The organism is Pedobacter sp., assembly GCF_040513095.1.
GTDB lineage: Bacteria > Bacteroidota > Bacteroidia > Sphingobacteriales > Sphingobacteriaceae > Pedobacter.
Window position 1 is genome coordinate 1 of sequence record NZ_JBEVDX010000179.1, and the last position, 23,221, is coordinate 23,221.

Annotated in this window: 21 protein-coding genes; 5 read left to right on the forward strand and 16 right to left on the reverse strand. The window is 44.4% G+C overall.

Annotated elements, in window-relative coordinates; translation table 11 throughout:
* From ABWY16_RS19875 to ABWY16_RS19905, 7 genes are all read right to left on the reverse strand, one after another.
* On the reverse strand, positions 1 to 164 hold a 164-nt coding region (locus ABWY16_RS19875), incomplete at its 3' end, for a DUF1275 family protein (RefSeq protein WP_353906435.1).
* A gap of 12 nt (positions 165 to 176) precedes the next feature.
* Positions 177 to 650: a Dps family protein gene (locus tag ABWY16_RS19880; protein WP_353906415.1), complete on the reverse strand. Its 474-nt coding sequence runs from the start codon at positions 648 to 650 to the stop codon at positions 177 to 179.
* Between the two features lie 41 nt (positions 651 to 691).
* Entirely contained in the window at positions 692 to 1,129 is a 438-nt protein-coding gene (locus ABWY16_RS19885; protein WP_353906416.1) for a DoxX family protein, read from the reverse strand.
* A 23-nt stretch (positions 1,130 to 1,152) separates the two neighbouring features.
* The gene (locus ABWY16_RS19890) at positions 1,153 to 3,051 is read right to left on the reverse strand and encodes an amidohydrolase (RefSeq protein WP_353906417.1); all 1,899 of its coding nucleotides are present in this window, start codon (positions 3,049 to 3,051) and stop codon (positions 1,153 to 1,155) included.
* Between the two features lie 27 nt (positions 3,052 to 3,078).
* Positions 3,079 to 3,822: a M17 family peptidase N-terminal domain-containing protein gene (locus tag ABWY16_RS19895; protein ID WP_353906418.1), complete on the reverse strand. Its 744-nt coding sequence runs from the start codon at positions 3,820 to 3,822 to the stop codon at positions 3,079 to 3,081.
* A gap of 10 nt (positions 3,823 to 3,832) precedes the next feature.
* The gene (locus ABWY16_RS19900) at positions 3,833 to 5,206 is read right to left on the reverse strand and encodes an alginate export family protein (protein WP_353906419.1); all 1,374 of its coding nucleotides are present in this window, start codon (positions 5,204 to 5,206) and stop codon (positions 3,833 to 3,835) included.
* 15 nt (positions 5,207 to 5,221) lie between these two features.
* Positions 5,222 to 5,854 carry a hydrolase gene (locus tag ABWY16_RS19905; protein ID WP_353906420.1) on the reverse strand — a complete coding sequence of 211 codons (633 nt, stop codon included), beginning with the start codon at positions 5,852 to 5,854 and terminating at the stop codon, positions 5,222 to 5,224.
* 323 nt (positions 5,855 to 6,177) lie between these two features.
* On the opposite strand from ABWY16_RS19905, the gene ABWY16_RS19910 reads away from it, so the two are divergent.
* From ABWY16_RS19910 to ABWY16_RS19920, 3 genes are all read left to right on the forward strand, one after another.
* A complete protein-coding gene (locus ABWY16_RS19910) occupies positions 6,178 to 8,154 on the forward strand; it encodes a sigma 54-interacting transcriptional regulator (protein WP_353906421.1) in 1,977 nt (658 codons plus the stop codon).
* 362 nt (positions 8,155 to 8,516) lie between these two features.
* Positions 8,517 to 9,404, forward strand: coding sequence for a hypothetical protein (locus tag ABWY16_RS19915; RefSeq protein ID WP_353906422.1), 888 nt, complete (start codon positions 8,517 to 8,519; stop codon positions 9,402 to 9,404).
* Between the two features lie 105 nt (positions 9,405 to 9,509).
* On the forward strand, positions 9,510 to 10,361 hold the full coding sequence (locus tag ABWY16_RS19920) for a VOC family protein (protein WP_353906423.1): 852 nt from the start codon (positions 9,510 to 9,512) through the stop codon (positions 10,359 to 10,361).
* Here ABWY16_RS19920 and nhaA read toward each other — a convergent pair.
* From nhaA to ABWY16_RS19955, 7 genes are all read right to left on the reverse strand, one after another.
* The gene (gene nhaA / locus ABWY16_RS19925; protein ID WP_353906424.1) at positions 10,358 to 11,518 is read right to left on the reverse strand and encodes a Na+/H+ antiporter NhaA; all 1,161 of its coding nucleotides are present in this window, start codon (positions 11,516 to 11,518) and stop codon (positions 10,358 to 10,360) included. The genes ABWY16_RS19920 and nhaA overlap by 4 nt on opposite strands.
* Before the next feature lie 39 nt (positions 11,519 to 11,557).
* A complete protein-coding gene (locus ABWY16_RS19930; protein ID WP_353906425.1) occupies positions 11,558 to 12,607 on the reverse strand; it encodes a LamG domain-containing protein in 1,050 nt (349 codons plus the stop codon).
* 26 nt (positions 12,608 to 12,633) lie between these two features.
* Positions 12,634 to 14,088, reverse strand: a complete 1,455-nt coding sequence (locus tag ABWY16_RS19935; protein ID WP_353906426.1) for a RagB/SusD family nutrient uptake outer membrane protein — start codon at positions 14,086 to 14,088, stop codon at positions 12,634 to 12,636.
* Positions 14,089 to 14,092: 4 nt separating this feature from the next.
* Positions 14,093 to 17,275 (reverse strand): SusC/RagA family TonB-linked outer membrane protein, encoded by a 3,183-nt coding sequence (locus ABWY16_RS19940; protein ID WP_353906427.1) that lies wholly within the window; start codon positions 17,273 to 17,275, stop codon positions 14,093 to 14,095.
* A 170-nt stretch (positions 17,276 to 17,445) separates the two neighbouring features.
* Complete coding sequence (locus ABWY16_RS19945; RefSeq protein ID WP_353906428.1) at positions 17,446 to 18,498, reverse strand: aminotransferase class I/II-fold pyridoxal phosphate-dependent enzyme; 1,053 nt, start codon at positions 18,496 to 18,498, stop codon at positions 17,446 to 17,448.
* 25 nt (positions 18,499 to 18,523) lie between these two features.
* On the reverse strand, positions 18,524 to 19,621 hold the full coding sequence (locus ABWY16_RS19950; RefSeq protein WP_353906429.1) for a mandelate racemase/muconate lactonizing enzyme family protein: 1,098 nt from the start codon (positions 19,619 to 19,621) through the stop codon (positions 18,524 to 18,526).
* A gap of 53 nt (positions 19,622 to 19,674) precedes the next feature.
* Positions 19,675 to 20,088 (reverse strand): response regulator, encoded by a 414-nt coding sequence (locus ABWY16_RS19955; protein WP_353906430.1) that lies wholly within the window; start codon positions 20,086 to 20,088, stop codon positions 19,675 to 19,677.
* A 186-nt stretch (positions 20,089 to 20,274) separates the two neighbouring features.
* Between ABWY16_RS19955 and ABWY16_RS19960 the strand changes: the two genes are divergently transcribed.
* Positions 20,275 to 20,856 (forward strand): O-methyltransferase, encoded by a 582-nt coding sequence (locus ABWY16_RS19960; protein WP_353906431.1) that lies wholly within the window; start codon positions 20,275 to 20,277, stop codon positions 20,854 to 20,856.
* 54 nt (positions 20,857 to 20,910) lie between these two features.
* Here ABWY16_RS19960 and ABWY16_RS19965 read toward each other — a convergent pair whose 3' ends face one another.
* Together ABWY16_RS19965 and ABWY16_RS19970 are read right to left on the reverse strand one after the other, a co-directional pair.
* Complete coding sequence (locus ABWY16_RS19965) at positions 20,911 to 21,702, reverse strand: SDR family oxidoreductase (RefSeq protein ID WP_353906432.1); 792 nt, start codon at positions 21,700 to 21,702, stop codon at positions 20,911 to 20,913.
* 117 nt (positions 21,703 to 21,819) lie between these two features.
* Complete coding sequence (locus ABWY16_RS19970; RefSeq protein WP_353906433.1) at positions 21,820 to 22,656, reverse strand: helix-turn-helix domain-containing protein; 837 nt, start codon at positions 22,654 to 22,656, stop codon at positions 21,820 to 21,822.
* A gap of 97 nt (positions 22,657 to 22,753) precedes the next feature.
* Between ABWY16_RS19970 and ABWY16_RS19975 the strand changes: the two genes are divergently transcribed.
* The coding region (locus tag ABWY16_RS19975; protein ID WP_353906434.1) for a GNAT family N-acetyltransferase at positions 22,754 to 23,221 on the forward strand (468 nt) is incomplete at its 3' end.

A 23,221-nucleotide genomic window follows, 5' to 3' on the forward strand; every position in this document is an offset into this window, starting at 1 on the left:
CCTTCTCCCCCTTTTACGAGCTGGTAGGCAAACACAATAAAGTTACCCGTTACATGGGCTGAGAATATCTTATCAGCAGCAACGAAAGTGACGGTATCACAATACCCGGCAATGATGGTCAGCAACAGTGTTACAAACCAGATTTTATCCTGTTTCTCTTCCATTTTGTTTCTGTTTTAGGATAAATGCGCCCTTAACATCCAGGCCATGGTTTCATGTGTTTCCATTAATCCGGTTATGTAATCGCTCGTACCCAGATCTTTCAACGGGGAAGCATAGTTGTTTATATTTTCCCTGATATGAATGATAATACTTTCATGATCTGCCAGCAGCATCTTTATATAACCCTGACTATCATTTTGTTCCCGGTCGTCTTCTGATAAATGCGTGAGTTCAAGGAACTGTTTCAGCGACGCCGGTGCAAAATGGCCCAGTTTGCGGATGCGTTCTGCTACCTCATCAATGATTTCCTCGATTTCATTGTACTGCTCCTCAAAGAATTTGTGCTTGTTGTAAAAATCGGGGCCTTCAATATTCCAGTGCGCTTTGCGTGTCTTCGTATACAAGACAAACTCGTCTGCAAGAATTTTGCTGAGTGAATGTGCCACCTCAGCGAGGCGGTCTTTGCTGATACCAATTTTTGCTTCCATGTGAATTTTATTTAAATGTTAATTATTTGATAATGTACGTGTTAGAAATTAAAGTAGGTATTGTATAAATACGCATCTGCTGAATATGTTCCCGCGCCCAGCACCAGTAAAAAGAGCATTGCAAGCGTATACATATAGGGTACATCCCGTACCTCAATATCATCTCTACGGTGTACTACAAAATAGCCGATTGCAGTTACGCCAATAGAGGGCAGCAGGAAAAGTCTGGTACCAAAACCTATAGCCACCAGAACCGGCACTATCGTATCTGAAAATGTGGCAACTAAAGCATTGAGCTTTTCGGGCAGATGCAAGGGATTAGGCACATGTTCTTTCTGCCCGTTCTGTATCCGGAACTTTTTCATTCCGTGTACGCGGAAAAGTTCGAGCATCAGCAAAAACCTGAAAATTAGCACTGCAACATTGTTGATCTGTAATCCCAGATCTGAATACAGCAGGTATTGAATAATCTTTTCCATAATGTGGTGAAAAAACTTTGTGATTAAAAAGCAAAACATGAGCAGCCGAGGGCGCCCCAGAATGCAGTATAATTGTTTATGGGAAGATTACTTCTCCTTACAGCATCATGATTATGCGCATGTACATCGCAGCTGCCTTTGCAGGAATGGATCAGCAATGCAGTCGTTCCCTGCAGGTCAGCCTTGCTATTTCCAATCTGAACCGAATTGACATGGCCGCTGTGATCCGGAGAATAATATCCATTGTAACTTTTAGTTGGCGACCAGTCTGGCAGAATTGGAATCTTAGGTGGAGAAAAAGAGTAGAAATCCCCTTTCGCATATACTATCTTTCCGTCAACGACCGTCAGATCAGCTTCGATGCTTTTGATCTCTTCTTCCGGGACTTCAAAATAATCTTTGTTCAGCACCGCAAGATCTGCCAGCATGCCCACTGCGATATCGCCTTTTTTCTGTTGTTCGTTGGAGAACCAGGCGCTGCCACGGGTATACAATTCAAGTGCTGTTTCCCTGCTGAGCACGGTCTGCTCGTTATAAATTGCAAGTCCCCCTACAGTTTTACCTGCCGTCAGCCAGAACATAGATACCCAGGGATTGTAACTGCTTACCCGGGTGGCGTCAGAGCCTCCGCCTACAGGAACTCCCATTTCCAGCATCTTTTTTACCGGTGGTGTATGTGCTGTGGCTTTTTCTCCATAGCGGTCCCTGAAGTACTCTCCCTGATAGGCCATCCTGCTTTGGATTGCGATACCGCCGCCAAGGGCTTTAACACGTTCGATATTTCTTTCGTCTATAGTTTCTGCATGGTCAAAAATCCAGGGCAGGCCTGCAAAAGGAATATCCAGGTTTACCTTTTCAAATACCTCCAGGAATCTGGTGATGCTTTCATTGTAGGTTGCATGCAGCCTGAAGGGCCATCTTTTTTCTACCAGTAGCCTTACTACTCTTTCCAGATCGGCTTCCATGTTTTCAGGGAGATCTGGTCTAGGCTGCCGGAAATCTTCAAAATCAGCTGCCGAGAACACCAGCATTTCGCCTGCTCCGTTGTGGCGGTACATATCATCTCCCTGGTACAGATCTACCGAAGCTGTCCAGGTTTTAAAATCTTCCAGTTCTTCCTTTGGCTTCTGTGTAAACAGGTTGTAGGCAATCCTCACCGTCAGTTGTTTCTGGTCGTTCAGTTCGTTAACCACCTTGTAATCGTCAGGAAAGTTCTGGAAACCTCCACCTGCATCAATTACGCTGGTAATGCCGAATCGGTTCAGTTCCGCCATGAAATGCCTGGTAGAATTTACCTGGTGCTCCAGTGAAAGTTTCGGCCCTTTGGCCAATGTAGAATACAGGATCATGGCATTTGGACTGGCAATGATCAAACCCGTAGGTTCTCCTGAGGCATCCCTTTGAATTTCGCCACCCGGAGGCGCCGGCGTATCTTTGGTATAGCCAACTGCTCTCAATGCCGCCCTGTTCATAAATGCCCTGTCATACAGATGCAGAATAAACACCGGGGTATCCGGGGCTATTGCATTAATTTCTTCCAGTGTTGGCATCCGTCTTTCTGCAAACTGGAATTCCGACCAGCCACCCACTACCCTTACCCATTGTGGCGAAGGCGTAACATCTACCTGTTCTTTCAGCATCCTCAGCGCGTCAGCCAGCGAGGGCACTCCGTCCCAGCGGAGTTCCAGGTTGAAGTTTAAACCGCCCCGGATCAGGTGGATATGCGAGTCGTTTATGCCCGGCACTACACGCCTTTTCTGCAGGTCCACTATTTTTGTTGATGTACCTGAAAAGGCCATAATTTGCCCATCGGTTCCTACTGCTACAAATTTTCCGTCTTTGATAGCTACCGCCGTTACCTGTTCTTTCTGTCTGCCAATGGTATGTATCTTGCCATTGAACAAAATCATATCTGCCGTCATATTTATGCGTTTAAATCAATCAGATGATTAGTTTTTGATTGCAAACAGTGCTTCCTGAATTCCTTCACCAGCTACTGTAAAAAACGAAGGACCTGCAAGGAGGATCACTTTAGTCATAGGTTTAAAGCTTGCCATCTGTTTATCCTTTAGCCAAACCTGTGTGCGGTAAGCCTGGAAGATACCCTTAACTACATTACCTGCAACAAGTGCTGTCGGAGAGTCTATTCCGGCATCTTTTAAATCACTCGCAAATGAAAAGTTGCTTACGCCGAGATTGAGTGCTTCCCTCATGGCCACACTGCCAATACCTGTCATCAGCTCAGGTGTGAACTTATTCCTGTCGCCCAAACCTATCAGGAGCAGGCGTTTACCTCCGATCGTTCCTTTAGGCGGACTGATCAGGATAGTTTCAAAAGCATGTCCAGAGAATTTTCCGCTTTTGCGTATCTCAGTGACCAGGCCTTTCATATCGTGATCCAGATGGACCAACCCGTTCAGTGCCGGCGGCAATGCCGGAGGCGAATTGAAGATATCCCCCTCGGTATACTCGAAGAGACAGGCAATTTGAAGATCGCTTACCTGAGCGCTTGGGCCCTGCACAACGCCTTCCACTGCTATTCCATCTACGGTTCCCCAAACTTTTGAGGTGCCTATGGCCGTTGTTGCCTGTCCGAATACTGTATTTGCGGAAAGGATCACCGACAGTGTAAGTACAGCTGCAAACAGCTGTTTGCCGGCAGATGTAATTCGTTTAGTTTTGTTTGTTTCCATGTGATTATGTTTAAAATTTAAATGAGACTTGCAGATTAAAAAACTTTGAATCTGCAGTCTCAGGAACGATATCCTTGATAAAATCTCCTACTTTAAAATACTGGGCGCCACAGCTGACAGACAAATAGTTATTAAACCTGTAATCAGCACTGAGCAGATAGGTTGTCCCGATAAAACGCTGATCATATCCTGATCCTTCTGTATTAAAATTACCGCTTGGCCTGTATATCCCATCGTCCGCTGAGTAACGCCAGTTGAACACTACATCCGTCTGCACAGAAAGCTTATCTGTCAACGTGAGCACCAGATAGGGATGCAGATCAATCAGGTTGGATGGCCCTATCAGTGGGTTGAACCCAAAATATCCCCCTTTAGGATACAAGGGATTGAAAGTCTGCAGGTTTCCGTCCCCCGCTTTTTTGTCGCCCGAGATGTAATCGTTTCTGAGGTTTACTGATGGTTTGAATTTTAGGTCTTCAAAACTGTAGCCCAGATCTATGGCCGATGTCCACGCACTGATATTTCCTGCTCCAAACTTTCCGAACTGATAGGCCGCTTCAAGATTGTAAATAAACCCTCCGCCGCTTTTCCAGTAACGCGTAGCGATGGTATGCCTCATTTCTTTAGCTGTACCCTCTTCAAATGTTGCCTGATCACGCCTGATACCTAAATAGTAGAAATCAAAATTTCCGCCACCGGCGACAATCAGGTTGGAATAAGCCCCCCATAAATTGGCCTGATGACTTGCTACATTATCGAACACTCCCGGATTTACCTCATCGGCAGAAAGCACAAAGGCATCAAGGGAGAACTTTGCTGATGTATACATAATTTTTCCTCCTGTAAAATACTGGCGGGCAGTAGTACCTTCCCTTACAGAGATCAGCCTGCCCGAGCCGTAGTTGATTTCCTGGCGCCCTAACCTTACTGACAGCTGATCTTTTGTGTTCTTCAATATCCGGTACTCTGCAAAGAGGTTCTGCACATTGAGCTGATCTTCATCTACCGGAGCAGGTCCATATTTACTGCCACTTTCCAGTGCGCTGTTGAGTTGTGCAAAAAACCTGAGTTTGTCGCCCATATGCAGATCTGTATATAAAACATAGCGCTGCAATACCGATTTGTTATACCCCTGATTTTTGATCCAGTCTTCGTTTATCTTACCGCCATATTCAGCACGCACCTCTCCGCCAAAACTGAAATATGTCTTTTGATCTTTTGTCAGGGGCAGAAACTTTATACTGCGATAAAAATTCCGGTCAGAATCTCTCAGGTTACTGTAATCTTCATCGTATCGCATCAGCTTTATGCCTTGTGCCGAAAGGTCTGCTGCAAAAAAGAACAGGTTTACCATCATCCCCAAAAAGGAGAGTTTTATCCTCATTTTTTGTTCTTAACCTTAATGTTTTAACATATGGTGTGCGTAATGGATGCCAAGGCCGTATCCGGCACCGTATTTTTTCATCAGGTCAGTTACAGGAATATATGTTTCCGTTCTTGCCCAATCGCGCTGAAGTTCCAGTAAATACTGCACTGAAGTCACAGGTTTTACACCTGCATGTACCATTCTCTGGATAGCACGTTCATGTGCTTCTGTACTTACATCGCCACAGGCATCAGTGATAACGAAAACATCAAATCCTTCAGACATTGCCGATAATGCCGGTCCTACAATACAAACACCTGTCCATAGTCCTGCAAGTACCAGTTTTTGTTTACCAGTAGCGGTGATCGCCCTGTAGGCAGGTTCGTCTTCCCAGGTATTCATTGAAGTTCTGTCGATATAACCTGAACTTGCCTGAGGATAGAATTCCTCCAGTTCCGGAAAAACCGGGCCTGAAAATGATTCTTCTGCCACTGTAGTTACAATGGTTGGAACGTTAAAGATTTTGGAAGCTCCGGCAACAATGGCCACATTCGTGCGGAGTTCATTAATAGAGATACTTTTAGTGGCAAAAGCCATTTGTCCTTCAAAATCAATCAGAACTAAAGTGTGGTTTTCAGGCGAAAGAAGATTCGGTGATGGTTTCATAATGATAACTTTATTGTTTCCCTCCAGTATCCAAGAAGCAGACCATAATATAATTATCTTAAAATAAGAGAGTTATGAAAATTAAACACAAAAAATCCTACGGCATATCGCCGATTTACGAACAGCCAACCAGCGGATAAATTAAATAAAGCCTGAAGGGGCTTAAAGAATTTCGTAAATTCACGACATGTCGTTATTCATAAAAAACACAGTATATCGCAAGAGTCTGGTAATAAATCAATTATACACTGGTGCTTTTATTGATGCATAGCTGTAGGCGGAAACCTGCTGAGATCTGTTCCCTGAGTGATATATAAATATAGATGATGAAAGAGAAAATCTTAATTGTAGAAGATGAATTTATTGTAGCAAATGATCTGCGGATTATGCTTGAAAAAGCGGGCTACGCCGTCTGCGGGATAGCTCCCTCTGTAGTTAAAGCCCTGGACCTGATTTCGGCCAAGCAGCCCGACTGGGTTTTGCTGGATATCTTTTTACAGGGAGATAAAACCGGGATTGAACTGGCGGCACAACTGACGGAGATGAATATTCCCTTCATCTACATTTCCGCAAATACTAATCAGGCAACTTTAGAAGCAGCAAAGGCTACCCTGCCCTATGGCTTTATGGTAAAACCTTTCAGGGAGAAAGACCTGTTAGTAATGCTGGATATCGCCCGTTACCGACATGAACAGCATCAGAAATACCAGCATACCGAAGAACCGGCAGCAAAAACACAGATTGCAGAGATAGTGCAGAAAAAAGAGCCGTTCCACATCAGGCTCAAAGAAACCGGTGCAGTGCTCAATACAATGATACCTTATGATTTCCTGTGGATTTCCAGGGCAAATCAAAAAGCAGGCAGCAGGGATATTGGCGTGTTCAGAACAGCTCACAACCAATACAAAATATTTAATATCGAGGAACTCCTGGAAATGATGTGTGTCTCCCAGCGGGATTTCAAAGCCTGGAGCAGCACTGCAATTTTAAACGGCAGCAGTCCTGTGATCAGCGGTTATGAGTTCAAAAAGCTTAAAATGGAAAACATCCTGATTAAGTGCATTGCTGATCATTTTAAGCTGGAATCCCTGCTGATCACCGAGGCAGAGCGTGAGGAAGAGATCTTTCAGTTTGTTTTCTTCAGCAGTTCTGCAGGATTGTATAGCAGCACGCACAGCGGTATTGCAGACCGCTCTTCAAAGGATTTCAGCCTGATTCTGGATATGATTTCGGACAGAAAAGATGACTCTTCAGAAAAACATCCTTCTGTACCGAAAGAGAAGTCTGCTCCTGTAACCACTGAAAAAGTAATCCATAAGACCGAAAATACCAAAGCAAGGTCAAGCGAATTTAATGGGATCATCGGCGACAGTAAATTGCTGCATGCTGTTTTCAAAAAGATTGAACTTGTTGCACCAGATGATACCTCCGTGCTTATCCTGGGCGAAAGTGGCACTGGAAAAGAACGGATTGCCCATGCAATACATAAGCTTTCACCCAGAAAATCCAGAACAATGGTTACCGTCAATTGTGCCGCGCTTCCCTTAACGCTGATTGAATCTGAACTTTTCGGCCATGAGAAAGGGGCATTCACCGGAGCCAATGAAAAGCGCATAGGTAAGTTTGAACAGGCTGATGGCGGCTCCATTTTCCTTGATGAAATCGGCGAACTTCCACTGGAGGCGCAGGCTAAATTACTAAGGGTTTTGCAGGAGAAGGAAATTGAGCGCATCGGTGGTAATTATACAAAAAAAATTAACGTCAGGATCATCACCGCTACCAACAGAAACCTGGAGAAAGAAGTAGCTGAAGGCAGGTTCAGACTGGATCTGTATTACAGGCTGAATGTTTTTCCTGTAGAGCTTCCGGCACTTCGGGAGCGTAAGGAAGACATTCCAATGCTGGTGCAGCATTTTATCAATAAATACAGCAGGGGTTCCTCTGAAAACATTACAGCTATTTCGCCGCAGGCCCTGAAAGAACTGAATAACTATGATTGGCCTGGAAATATCCGTGAGCTGGAACACCTGATTGAAAGAAGTATGGTGATGACTGAAGGTGATACTATTTCTGCGGTGGAGCTACCTTTGGTTCATCATTTGCCTGAGCATACTTCTGGCGAAAGTTCGAGGGTAAAAACACTGGAAGAGATGGAAAGAGACCATATCCTTAGCATTTTGAAGATCTGCAAGGGAAAGATCTTCGGCGCCGGCGGTGCAGCTGAAATTTTGAATATTCCTTCTACCACACTGAACTCCAAGATTAAAAAACTTGGGATCAGGTATGAATTTGAGAAATAATCCCTGTTATGCCGGAGTATTGACAATCATAAAATATAAAACCGGCACAAAAATCACTACTGCAATGATCATTGGTTTTCTTGTAATAACTGGTAGGCTGTGCGCAAGGCCCCATCAATATGCTTATCTATAATATCAATATAAAAAAGCAATTCGTCATCTGTTTTTTTTGAAAGTTTTTCCCTGAGAGCACCCATTGTGATTTCTGATTATGCGGCTAATTTATACTTTTCATTATAAAGATAACATTAAGATAAATTACCAGATGGTACTTAGCGTTAATAATCCGATACCAATCATCATTATCCGATGCAGAAACAGAACTTTAACAACTATATTTGTAAGCATAAAATGTTTATTATATGAAAAAATATACCTTATTATTTCTTGTACTGCTCTCTATTTCAGGCTATGCCCAGAACACGATTAATAACTACAAATATGTGATCGTACCTGAGAAATATAGTTTTCTGAAACAGACTGATCAGTATAAGTTAAATACACTAACGAAGGCGCTGCTTCAAGACAAAGGTTTTACAGCTTATTTCGATAATTCTGATTTACCAAATGAAATTGCCAATAACAAATGTGGCGCCCTTACGGTTGATGTACTGGAAAAAAACAGCATGTTCAGCACTAACCTTACGATTGTGTTGAAAGACTGTTATGGTAAGACCGTGCTTGAATCAAAACAGGGTAAAAGCAGGGAAAAAGAATTCGCTGTATCTTACAACCTTGCCTTAAGAGACGCATTCACTTCGATCAGCGATACTCCGTACTCCTATCAAGCTGCAGCAGATGCTCAGAACAAACCGGCAGTAGCAACTACTACCACTGCAAGCGCTCCTGCTTCAGCAACTACAACAAGCGTTCCGGTTTCGGCAAATGTGCCGGTACAATCAGCTCCTGTTTCATCTGGTTTGCCCGCTACTGCCTCGGCGGCTGTTCCAGCTGGTACTGTAGCTGCTGCAAATGCGCAACCTGCTGCCAATGCCACTAAGAGCGCTGTGGCAGCAGAAAGCAAACTTGCTCCCGGAACATTGTATGCGCAGCCTACCAGTACTGGCTATCAGTTAATTGATACTGCTCCAAAAATCATTCTCAGCCTGTATAAAACTTCAGTTGAGAATTATTTTATTGCCGGCAACGGAACAGCCAACGGCATCGTCTTTAAAAAAGGTGACAACTGGGTTTTTGAATATTACAACAATGGGCAGCTGGAGTCACAAAAGCTGCTGATTAAATTTTAACTGTCGCAATTGCCCCTTTTTTTGTCGTGCTTGCACCCGATAAATCTTCGGAAAGCATTGTATGTTTGTTTTAGAAACCAAATCTGAAACAAACATACACCTGCTATGGAAAAATTAAACAATGCTATCTACCCATGCCTGATCCTCAAAGGCAAGGTAGCAGAAGCAACAGATTTTTACATCGATACTTTTGGTGATGGAAAAGTCATACAGACCAACCCCGTTGTCACATTCATAGCATTAAGCGGGCAGAACTTCATGCTGCTGAATGATGGTACAGCCTCAGTACCAAATGCCACATTTTCTTTTATGGTCGTCAGTGAAAATCCCGAAGAAACGGAACAATACTGGAATAAGCTGATCGAAGGCGGGAAGGATTTGATGCCCCTTGACAGTTATGAATGGAGCGTAAAATATGGCTGGGTACAGGATAAATATGGCATTTCCTGGCAATTGTTTACCGGCCCGAAAAATGCATTGTCCCAAAAGTTTTCTCCCTCACTGATGTTCACCGGAGACAATGCCGGCAAAGCAGCCGAAGCGCTTCAGTTTTACACCAGCCTCTTCCCCCAATCTTCTGTTGAAGGCGTCTGGGAATATTCGGGCGATGATGGGGATACCAAAGGTCTGATCAAACATGCCCAGTTCAGTATTAACGGACTGATTGCAACAGTTATGGATAGTTCAGCAGCGCATAATGCAGAATTTAATGAAGCTGTATCTTTGGTTGTCAATTGCGACACGCAGGAAGAGATAGACAAATACTGGGAGCAGCTGACAGCAGATGGTGGCCAGGAAGTGATGTGCGGATGGCTGAGGGATAAATATGGCCTTAGCTGGCAGATTGTACCAAAGATTATTGGCGAGCTTGTTACTGACCCTGAGCGCGGCCCGCGGGTATTAAATGAAGTAATGAAAATGAAGAAGCTGATTATCGCAGATTTAGTCAATGCTTAAATCAATTTTTTGCTCAAAACAATACTTCCGAGAATCCCTGCAATTACTGAACCGATCAGGATCCCGTACTTCGCCTGATCAGCAAACAGCGCCTCATTAAATGCAAGTCCGCTGATAAACAATGACATTGTAAAACCGATACCACCAAGCAGTGCTACCCCGAACATATGTTTCCAGGTAGCACCGGAGGGAAGGCTGCCAAGTCCAAACCTGACCATGATCCAGGTAAAAAGGAATATCCCCAGGCATTTTCCAAGAACGAGTCCTGCGGTGACACCAATAGAAACGGGATTAACTACTGTATCCAGGAAATCTGCGCCTATGCTGATGCCGGAATTTGCAAGCGCGAAGACTGGCATAATCAGGAAGGCTACCCATGGATGCAGGCCATGCTCCATTTTCTGCAGGAGAGTGCCTGATGGAATAGTGAAAGCTACAACCACTCCGGCCAGCGTGGCATGGACTCCCGACAGGAAAAAACATAGCCAAACGGCAATACCTATAAGCAGATAAAAGCCAATGGATCTGATACCAAATCTGTTCCCTGCAATCAGCATCAGCACAAAAATCCCGGCAAAGCCCAATGGAATGAGTGACAGTCCCTGAGTATAAAAAAATGCAATAACCAGCACAGCACCCAGATCGTCTGCTACAGCCAAAGCTGATAGAAATACTTTTACAGAAGATGGTATATGTTTGCCAGCCATAGCTAACAGGGCAAGTGCAAAAGCAATATCAGTAGCCATGGGTATCCCCCATCCGTGTTCAGCCGTCGTACCCCTGTTGACCATAAAATAAATCAGTGCGGGCACGATCATTCCCCCCATTGCTGCCATCATAGGCAACAGGGCTTTACTTACAGACGAAAGCTCCCCCTCCAGAAACTCCCTTTTCAGCTCCAGGCCAATAACGAAAAAGAAGATAGCCATCAGTGCATCGTTGATCCAGATGTGCAGTGGTTCGTTCAGTTTCCAGACACCCCAACCAAGCGCAAACTTCGTCTCCCATAAATCATGATAGGAGGCATAGAAAGAAGAATTTGCCCATAAAATTGCAAGCACCACACTCAGCAGCAGGATTATCCCACTGCTGTATTCCAGCTGAATAAAACGGCTGAAGGGTGAAACTAATGTTTTAAGGGCAGTTCTATCGGTCATACCGCCCAATATAATCGTTTTTAAGCAATTGATTTTCCTTTAATCAGGCTTTTCATTGTTGTATATTTTCAATACCTCGTCAGAAGAAAGCGCTTTATTATAATACCTGATGTCATCCAGTGAGCCCTTGAAAAATGCGGCATTAGAAAAATAAAAGGGACTTGTGCTATCTGTATAATTCAGTATTCCTTTTGGAAGAATCTGTCCGATCGCCAGGTTAACCGGCGTAGCCAGCCGAAACGCTGTTCCTGCCGCACTTTCAGACTTAACCTGTACCCCATCCACGTAGAATGTGATGGAGCCATTTCCTGCCGTAACTACAGCATGATGCCATGCACCGTTGACCATCTTGCCCGGATTACTATCCCTGTCATAAGTTGCAGTACCAGTTTTAAGTGTCAGGAACAGGAAGTTATCTGTTTGCAACTGGAACTTAAACCCATTCCATTTATTGAGTGACATGATGTAGTTATCGCCATAAGATTCTTTGGGATTGATCCAGAGGCTCAAACTTAAGATTTCAGGATTCAGCGTGGTCGCATAGGGCACTTCTATATAAGCACCATTAGCAAATTCATACGCGCTTCCTGCCGTTCCGAACCTGTCAGTGGTCAGCACAGGTAATACACCCCCATCAGAGTGACTTGCCGCATTCCCTATGATACCCGACATCAATTGTCCGTCGTGATGATTTGCAGTAGCATCCAGTGCATTCCCGTTGAACAGCCATTTTGCTACTAAGTTTTCGGGTGCTACCTCTGCGATTTTTCTGCCGCTGAATTCTACCACTGCCCTGCGTAAATTGGCAAAAGCGTTGTTCACTTCGGCCTGGGTATGTTCGCCAGTAATTACCTGAGCAGCCAGATCTACCGTCTTTTTGAGTGTAGTGCGCGCCTGTTTTGGGTATTGCCCCAGGTCGTGTCCCTCGGTACTCTGGTTGTAAACCTGGCTGACAGAATCAGTCAGTTGCTGCAGACTTGCCTTGTTAGCCGTATAATCCGGCTTTGCCTCCTCATCCTTACAGGATGAAACCATTACTGCAGCAAGCACCGAGGCAAATATTAAAGTATTATATTTTTTAAAGTTCATGATCAGATGGCATTAAATTGCTGAAATTAATTCCCGTTTGCATTTAATTCCGTTTGCGGAACCGGGAAGAATTGGTTCGTTGTATAATTAAAATTAGGTGCCGCAGGACGAATTGCATTTTCGGCATAAGCCTGTCCATAACGGATCACATCGAGGAAGCGCTGAAATTCCAGTGCAAGTTCTGAACGGCGCTCGCGACGAATGGCAGTCCGGAGGAGGCTCTGGTCAGTAGTAGTGACAGCTGGCAGCAACCCTGCAGGAGCAGTACCTGTAAAGTTTTTGCGGGCCCTCTCACGGATTTTATTTAGTGGAACCAACGCAGCAGCAGATTGCCCTCCTTCGTTGAGTGCTTCTGCTTTGATCAGCAATATATCTGCAAAGCGGATGGCCTCATAGTTCAGGTTGCCATCGTTTTTTGTAGTTGATGGTACTTCACTCAGTGGCTGAACATGTTTTTTAGATAAGTAACCGGTCGTAGACCAGGCAGTCTGAAATGCACTGTCATAATAAGGCTGTCCAGCGCGGGCAACAGTAAGATCCAGACGCGGATCGTTGCTCTCGAAATTATCCACGAGGCTCTGTGTAGGATAATATACCCCTGCCCCGTTTAATGATCTCGGTGCAAATAAGTAGTTCAGTGCATTGCCCTGCAGGGGTTGCGCCCCGCGGGTATGCCATACCGAGAAAACCACTTCGTTATTTGTTTTTGCCGATGCACTAAAGTTATCAATGAACTTGTCAGTCAGTGAATAACCCAATGCTTCCACCTGTGTTGCGAAAGCAGCAGCTTCTGTATATTTTTTCTGGAACAACGATGCCTTGGCAAGTAAAGCCAGTGCAGCACCTTTAGTAGCCCTGCCGATATCTGTAGTAGCAGTCCACTTCTCAGGTAAACCTGTACTCGCTTCTGTAAGATCTTTCTCAATCTGCGCATATACCTGTGCCTGAGTAGATGCCGCAACAGCTCCGTCAGCCAAGGTAGTAACTTTTAAACGCAGTGGGATATTGCCATAGAAATTTGTGAGCAAAAAGTAATAATATGCCCTCAGAAATTTCACCTGTGCCAGCGCCTGCGTTTTTACAGTTTCTGATACATTAGTATTCTCAGCGGTGAGGCCATCAGTAACTACATTACAGCGGTTTATTCCATTGTAATAGCGGGACCATAAGGCCTGTACAGCTGCATTTGCCGGAAGGATATTGAACAGATCAACATTAGTATAATCAGCCTGTTCACCTGCATTTCCGCCAATAACCACATCATCAGAGGCTACGTCGCCCAGTACCCAGAGCGGATTGGCAGCTCCATCCGTAAAAGTTAGAGGGATATAAGCAGCGTTAACTGCAGTAATAGCCGTTGCATCGGTACTGAAAAGATCTTCGTCTGAATAGTAACCCAGTGCAGGCTGATCCAGGAATTTCTTACAGCCCGAACCCAGCAGCAACAATACAAAAAGCGGAAGTATATATAATTTATTCATGGAGTTAAAAGTTTACATTAAGGCCTACGGTGTAAATTCTGGCCGATGGGTAAGTACCCCAATCGATTCCAACTGCTCTTACGCCGTCTCCCTGGCCGTTACTGCTGGTATAGATTTCCGGGTCAAGTCCCGTATATTTGGTAAAAGTAAGCAGATTCTGGCCGCTGACATAAACACGCATAGATGCAATTTTCAAATTCGCTAACATTTTTGGCGTAAAACTGTATCCGATCTGTGCATTTTTCAGGCGCAGGTATGAACCGCTTTCCAGGAAACGTGTGGATGGCCTGGTATTATTGGTAGAAGATGCAGAGCTCCAGGTTAAACGTGGAAATTGATTGGTACTTCCTTCACCGGTCCAGCTGCCTGTGGCCACTCTTTCGGTGATGTTAAATGCCCTGTAAAAACCTTCTGTGTCCCTTGCGATCTGGTTATATAACTTATTGCCATATGCGCCCTGGAAGAATAGGCTGATGTCAAAACTCTTGTACTTAACGTTACCTGTAAAACCATAAGTAAGTTTTGGAATAGGGCTTCCGGCAATTTCGCGGTCATTCTCGTTAATCACACCATCACCATTGGTATCCTTAAACTTCACATCTCCTGGCTGGATTCCCGCTCCCTGGTAAGCATGCGTAAAGATGTCTTTTTCATTCTGGAATATCCCTTCCATCGGAATCAGGTAGAAAGCGCCAATAGGTTGTCCTACTGTAGTGAGGGTAGCATTATATTCGGTTCCGATACGTCCGCCATAGATTGGCGAGCCAGCAAGTGAAAGCACTTTATTTTTCAGCGTAGCCAGGTTTCCGGATGCATCAAAACTCCAGTCGTCCGATAACGTTCTGCGGTATGAAATCTGCAGCTCAAATCCCTGATTTCTAACTTTTCCTGCATTAATATAAGGACTTGATCCCCCACCCGCACTCGGTGCCAGTGGATTGGCAAACAGGATATCAGAATTATCGCGGATAAAATAATCTGCACTTAACTGAAGATTATTATCAAAAAATCCGGCGTCAAGTCCGAAGTTCGTCTGTGTACTGGTTTCCCAGGTAATATCACTGTTTCCTCTCGAGGTCAGGGAATTCCCAATCTGTGGTGTTCCGCCGAAAGGGTAAAAACCTACAAAGGAATTCAGCGTGGTATAAGCATAATTGCTGATCTCCTGGTTGCCTGTCTGTCCGATACTCGCACGAAGTTTCAGCATTGAAAGTTTTTCAAAACCTTTCAGGAAATCTTCCTGATCTAATCTCCATCCCACAGATCCTGCGTAGAAGTTACCATATCTGTTATCAGGGCTTAACCTGGACGATCCGTCACGGCGAACTGTAAAGCTGGCAAGGTACTTATCAGCATACTGGTAATCGGCACGGCCGAATAAAGAAAAGAGTGCCCAGCGGGATTCATTCTCCCCGTTTTGCTGTACGCCAATTCCGTTATCCAGGTACTGAAAGTTGGGCGACTGGTTAGGAAAAATCGATCTTGAAGCGGATAACCCATTGGTGCGGCTTTTGATCGCCTCGCTTCCTGCCAGCAGATTCAGGGTCTGATTTTTGTCCAGTTTAATATTATACGTCAGTGTGTTGGTCCAGTTATAATCAAACTGGTTGGCGTTGGAACGTGCCAGACTTCCCGGCGAGTTTAATGAACGGTCGCTTCCCCAGATGGCGAAGAACTGTTTAAAGTCGGTAATCACCAGGTTGCCGCCAAAGGTGGTCCGCAGCTTTAACCCTTTAGCGATATTGGCTTCAGCAAATATGCTACCGAGTACGCTGTAGGCATTGTAACTCCTGTCAAAATTATCAGCATAGCCAACCGGGTTTAAGCCGTCCCCAAAAAACGCGGAGTTTTCAGGAAGGTCTACATAGTCGCCATTGCTTTTGAAAACGGGCGTTGCAGGAGTACGGAATAAGGCATAACGCATTACGCTGGCCCCCTGGTTTCCATCTCCAAAACCATCTCCCGACGCTCCTACCTGTTTGGTTTTTGCATAGGAAAGATTGAGGTTAAGCCCTGTGGAAAATACTTTAGATAGTGTGCTGTTAACCGCTGTCCGTAAATTGAAGCGGTCATATGCACTGTTTTTGATCAGTCCATCCTGTTTGTAGTAATTTGCCGAAACAAGGTAATTTCCTGTTTCATTTCCACCATTTACTGAAAAGTTCGTATTGTTGACCAATGCCGGTTTCAGCACTTCCTTCTGCCAGTTCACATCAGGCAGCCCTGCTGCGAGGCTTGCAGGGATCTGTGTTCTTCCATCATTGGCCGCAGCTGTATTGAAAGCATTAACATATTGCTGTGTATTGGCCATTTTGATCAGATCTCCATGTACCTGTACACCTGTATACTGACTCAGATTGAAACGTGCCTTGCCCGATTGTCCTTTTTTGGTAGTAACCACAACAACTCCGTTTGATGCCCTTGCCCCATAAATGGAAGCTGAAGATGCATCTTTCAGGATATTGATACTTTCGATGTCCGAGGGTGAGATCTGATTGATCCCAGAGGGCGTAGGTACACCGTCGATCACATATAATGGATTGTTATTATTGATTGTACCGATACCGCGGATCCGTACTGCTATACCTTCGCCCGGAGCTCCTGTACCTTGCGTTACAGAAACACCTGCGGCCTTCCCCTGCAGTACCTGATCTACACCACCAACAGGCATATGATCAATATCTGAAGGTTTGATTATAGAGACTGCGCCAGTAAGGTCTTTTTTCTGCTGACTGGAATACCCGGTAATTACTACTTCATCGAGTGCCTTGCTTGACGGGACAAGTGTGACTGTAATGTTTGACTGCGCACCCGGACGGATGATCTTCGTTGTATATCCTACATAAAGAACCTCGATAGCACTTGCAGGGCTTGGAAGACGAATGCTGAACTGGCCTTTAGGATCTGTCAGCACCTTAGTTGTTTGACCCCGGACCTGCACTACGGCACCAGGAACAGGTAATCCTTTTTCATCTTTTACTATTCCCTTTACCATTCCCTGTCTTGCAGTATCGGCAGGATTTGTAGTATTTGGCGGTATAGAATTCTGAGGCGATACTGGTTTCTTCAGGGTATCAGTTTGTATTTGCCGGCGCTTGAGGGTGTCGGGTATTTCCTGTGCCTGCGCTGCGAAAACCAGAAAGGGCATGGCCAGAAAAATGTACTTCTTTGGTAGCAATAACTTCATATATTTGATTAGAGGGAGTACTGGTAATTTAAATAATACAATATAACGTGGAAAATGTTTGAACATTTCACCTCTTGTTTGTTATTTTGTGTTGACTCAGGAAAGTGCAGCACAGATCTTCAGGGATAGATTCGCCCTGAAACCTGAACCAATGCGATTTTCGGAATGATTTAAATTGCAGGCAGAATGCTGTTAAGGATTGCTGCAAGTTGATGCAGATCATTTTCTGTATGTGCCGCATTGATCACAATACGGTTTAATTTCTGCCCTGCTGGATCGGGATAAGAAAAAGAGGAAATCAGTATTCCCTGCTCATAGAAATCTGGTTCATTCACAGATTTGGGCAAGATAAAAACAGGGAAACCATCCACATTGGCGATCCCTTTAAGCTCCTGAACTGCGGATTTGAACAGGCTCATATTATGCTTAAGTTTTTTAAGCTGCCGTTCATAAATATGTTGTCCATTTACAAATGCGTATATCTGTGCGGGAGAGATGGGTGTTACTCCTGTATATTCGGGCAGTGATCTGAAGAATTTCGCCCTCTCTTTACTGCAGCTTACTGCACCCCCGGCGACACCATATGCCTTTGCCAGAGAATAGCTGAGCAAATATTCCAGATTTTTATTTGAGGGCAAAGCGGTACTTATGCCTTTACCGAGGTCCCCCAGGATGCCAATTCCATGAGAATCATCAATCACTATCACCGCCGGGTTACCCAGATTTCTCAAAAAGCTGAAATCGTTTACAACTGCTGTAAGCGGACTTACCGCATCCGCAGCCAGCACCAGGGGAACTGTGCTTTTGGGCATATAGGCTTTGACCAGCCACTCAGTCCAGTCCTTAAAATTGTTGCAGCCAGATCTGTGCTGCAGAATTGCAGGATGAGAACCCGGGGCATTATGGACAGTACTGTCAAAATATGAGGTTGACATCCGCCCTGCCGCATACCCTGAAGGCATCAGCACTGTATCCTCACTACCGGTAATCCTGGAAAGCAGGGCTTCACATTCTTCATAGAGTGAAAGTCTGGTATTGGAGATCCTCGAAGAAGGAAATACCCAGCCATACTTCGCTGCGCCCGCAAGGATAAGTTCATCAAACTCCGCATCACCGTTAATACCCAGGTAATTGTAACCGGAGAAAAACAGAAACTCCTGCCCTCTTACCGTACAGGTTCTGCCGGGTTTTCCATCCAGATATAAATTGCCCGCCTCATCCATTAGCTATTGCTTCTTTTATCAGTTATCAGACAGTGATATGTTCAAGTTTATCCAGATAAGCCTGGTCAACATCTGCACCGATGCCGGGAAGGTCTGTAATTTCCAGTTCCATACCGTTGTATCTGAAGCCATCAATAACCGGGTCTGCGAGTTGTCCCAGCAGGGCGGTATCGAGGTCGAAGAACCTTATATTTGAATGAGCCATTGCAAAATGCACATTTGCGGTTAAGGCCAGCCGGCTCTCCAGCATGCTACCCAGCATGCAGGTAAGCCCATTTTGCTCAGCTACCTTGCTGATCAGTCCCGCTTCATGGATCCCGCCGCTCTTTGCGAACTTAATGTTAATATATTTGGAGGCTTTGTTCCTGATGATACGTTCTGCATCCCTGTGGGTATAAACACTTTCGTCGGCCATGATGGGAATGGGCGATAACCTGCACAATTCCGGCAGCAGTTCATCATTGAAGGTACGCATTGGTTGTTCACAGAAAGAAATATTGTAAGGTGCAAGTTCCGTTAAGGTATACACAGCATCTGCGAAAGACCAGCCCTGATTGGCATCTGCCCTGAGCTCAATTTCAGGTCCTACCGCATTTCTGATCGATTTGATCCTTTTGATATCCTCCTCCGGACTTTTACCGAGTTTGATTTTGAGGATAGTAAATCCATCCGCTACATGTTTTAAAGCACTTGCGGCCATATTCTCAGGTGTATCTATTCCAATCGTCAGGTCAGTTACAATTTTACGTTTTTCGCCACCCAGGTATTTGTAAAGTGGCAGGCCGGCATGTTTGGCTGCAAGATCATACAGTACCAGGTCAAATGCACTTTTTGCTGTGTAATTGCCAGCAGTGTAAAGATGCAGTTCTGCCATCCTTTCGGCGATTTGCAGCGGGTCTTTCCCTTTCCAGATTGCGGCAAAGTCTTTAGCCATCTCGTAACAGGTGGCCTGGGTTTCGCCTACGATCATGGGAAAGGCGGAGCACTCCCCTACACCGGAAAGACCATTGTCGGTATGTGCACGCACGAATAAATTCTGTGCAAAATGCATGGTACCAGTGGCAATGGTAAATGGCTCAGTAGGTATGGAATACTTGTAAATTTCGAATGCTGTAAATTTCACTAGCTGTATCCTTTAAATTTGCAGGAGAAATATAAGGGAAATTTTTCATTTGTTTATGCTATATATTCTTCAATTTTCCCCAGCAAGTCATTGAGGTCAAAAGGTTTGGCAATAAATGCATCACATCCGTAGTTTCCAATGGAAAGCAGAACTTTATGATAGGCGGAGAGCATGATTACAGGGAGCCCGCAGGTAAGGTTGTTTCGCTTGATCTGGCTGCACAATTCGCCGCCATTGACTACGGGAAGAAGATAGTCCAGCAGTACAAGATCCGGATGATATTTATCCAGCAGCGGATGAATGTCAAGGACTTCATTGAAAACAAAGACTTCGTAACCCGAGTCTGTTAGGATATCATACAGAATTTCAGAAAGCGCGGGGTCGTCTTCGATCACCAGGATTTTTCTGGCTGATGGCGGCAAGCTGTAACTGCTTCCCGGCCGCCGGTAGGTATATTTGGTTATCATTGTATTCTTTTCAGTAAATTTATAAAGATAAATTTCATCCTGCCCCGTACTTTATACCTGATCTTATTGCCACACTTACTAGGGCCATTACTGTATAAATACGAAAAATAGCAAACTTTAGAACTTTTCATTAAATAATACTTATTTTTCAATCCAATACATTTCTTACCAGCCCACAGCAAAACAATGTTAAACGACGAACAGATTATAGTCCCGGAATTTTACGCTCAGATCATTGAGGCAAGCCGGGAATTGCAATTTAAAATGCCTTCAGATTTGAAAACAGGGTCACTGCTGAGAACTTTGTCGGCCTCGAAACCTTCAGGTCATTTCCTGGATATTGGTACAGGAACGGGTTTATCACTTGCCTGGATTGCAGAAGGTGCAAATGAAACGTCCAGAATTATATCAATTGATATCAACTCTGAATTTCAGCAGGTTGCCGCTGAAGCGTTCGCTGAGGATCAAAGAATCACGATTGTGTGTGCTGACGGTAATGAATGGCTTACCTTTTACGATGGTGCACAGTTTGATCTGATTTTCGCAGATGCGATGCCCGGAAAATTTGATGTGCTGGACCAGACGCTTTCGCTTGTAAAAGTGGGTGGATATTATCTGATTGATGACCTGCTTCCGCAGCCCAACTGGCCTGAAGGACATCCGCAAAGAGTGGAGGTACTTCTTGAAACGCTGAAACAGCGAAGCGATTTTGTGCAGACTACTTTGAACTGGTCTACTGGTTTGATGCTTTTTACCAGGATCAGGTAAATAGAATACTAAGCTTACCAAATGCTTATTCAAGCGTATGGTAAGCTTAAAGAATTACACGTTTCCGTAAGAATTAGATTGTCCGCCATCAATAGCGATAATCTGGCCGTTCACATAACTACAGTCTTCACTCAGCAGAAATACTACCAATTTGCCTACCTCTTCCGGCAAACCTAAACGTTTGGTTGGATTAGCCTGTGCATAAACAGTCTCCGCTGCTTTTGGATCTTCAGGGTTTACCTGTTTAAATGCTTCTGCAACCATTGGTGTAAGGATTGCTCCAGGTGCAATTGCGTTAGTGGAGATACCGAACCTGCCATACTCCAGCGCAGCGGTTTTAGTGATACCTGATACTGCATGTTTAGTTGCAACATAAGGAGTTTGGTTCATCACACCCCTGATACCGCCTACTGAAGCAACATTTACGATACGGCCATATTCCTGTTTTTGCATAATCGGGATGATATACTTCATTCCATAATATACTCCCATCAGATTGATATCAATTACCTTTTTAAATACGTCCAGGTCATATTCTACCATAGGTGCCTGACGCCCCTCTACTCCGGCATTGTTATAAAACCCATCAATCCTGCCAAACTCCGTTAAAGTATCATCCACATATTTTTTCACGGCAGCTTCTTCAGAAACATCAGTTACAGAAATGCGGATGCGGGTTTGTGGGTACTGGCTCAGAATATCAGCTTTAGCTTTTTCAAGCGATCCCCCATTATAATCAATAAGTGAAAGTAAAGCGCCATTTTTGGCAGCTTCCAGTGCAGCTGCATAGCCGAGGCCCATGGCTGCTCCTGTGATTACAATTACTCTATCTTTTAATCTTTCCATTGTGCTCTATTTAAGAAATTTGGTTAATACAGCAAAGATTGCAGAGAGCGAAGATAATGTACAGCACAATACGCACTTTCATTAGCACAATATGAACCTGAACGGAAATTGCAACACCTAAAGGGGCTGAGCGGGAATTTCCTTGGCTTTAAACTGTTCAGGAGTCATGCCGGTATGTTTCCTGAAAAAACGTGCAAAATAGGACTGATCTGCGAAACCAAGGTTGTAAGCGATTTCTTTAACTGAGAAACGGCGGTGGAACAGTTCCCGTTTAGCCTCTAAGAGCAGCAACTGATTGATTAAGCCACTGATTGTTGTACCTGATTTCTCTTTTAGGATTTCATTGATCCGTTTTGCTGTCAATCCGATAATACCGGCATAAAACGCCGCTGACCGCTGTTCTTTATAATGTATTTCTATAAGCTGACGCAGGCGAATCATTCTGAAATCTTCATTTTCTGCGGGGGAGTTGATATTTTTGCTCAGCCGGTACAGATGTGTTAGAAACGCAGTTGTATACTTGTTAAGCATTGCTGTCTCTGCCTGATGATTGCTCTCCTGTAAAATCAGGTCAAACAATTGTGTCAGTGTGTCGACCAAAGTCTCAGGAATAGAAATACCCTGGTTTTGGAAAGGAGAGAATAACTGTCTCAGGAATGGCTCCTGGATCTGATCGAAAAAGCCAGCCGAAAAGACGATCATTTTTGCCTTAGGCAGTGATGCTGCAGGTATGGAATGGACTTGATTTTTCCCGATCAGGTAAACCAGATTTTTTAATAGAGGCTGAGCCTCAAAATCAATGAAATGTTTTCCCCCGTCTTCCATAAACCATATTACAGCATAAAAATCGATGCGGTGGTCTGGTACATGTTCTCCAAATGCAGTACTCTGATCAGCAGCCAGAAACTGGATGGCGGGAAGATGATGGAGCGGAAGATTTTTTGTTGGTCTCAAGCTGCAAAAATAAGTATTTGTCCATTTCAAAACCAGGATCTGACTATAGGAATAGCAGAATAATTAATCCTATTTTTATCATAGCCAATGATTAAAAATGAGCATAAACTTACAGCCCCAATTAGAAAACGAACATACGAAGCTGCGCCCGCTACAGGAGCAGGATTTCGACGCTTTATACCCTATTGCATCCGACCCGAAAATATGGGAACAACATCCTGAAAAAGATCGTTGGCGGAAAGATATTTTTCAAACCTTTTTTGATAGGGCCATGAAAAGCGGGGGCGCATTTGTAATTTTAGACAAGCACACTGGCAATGTTATCGGCAGCAGCCGGTTTTATGAATACGATGAACAGAAAAATAGCATTTGCATTGGCTTTACATTTTATGCTGTTGCTTACTGGGGCACAGGCATTAATCCAGCTGTAAAGGAATTAATGCTGGATTACGCATTTTCTTTCGTTTCCACCGTTTATTTTCATGTTGGTGCCAATAACCTCCGTTCTCAAACCGCTGTTGAGCGTTTGGGTGCAGTGAAAGTAGCTGAGCAGGAAGCCCCTGAT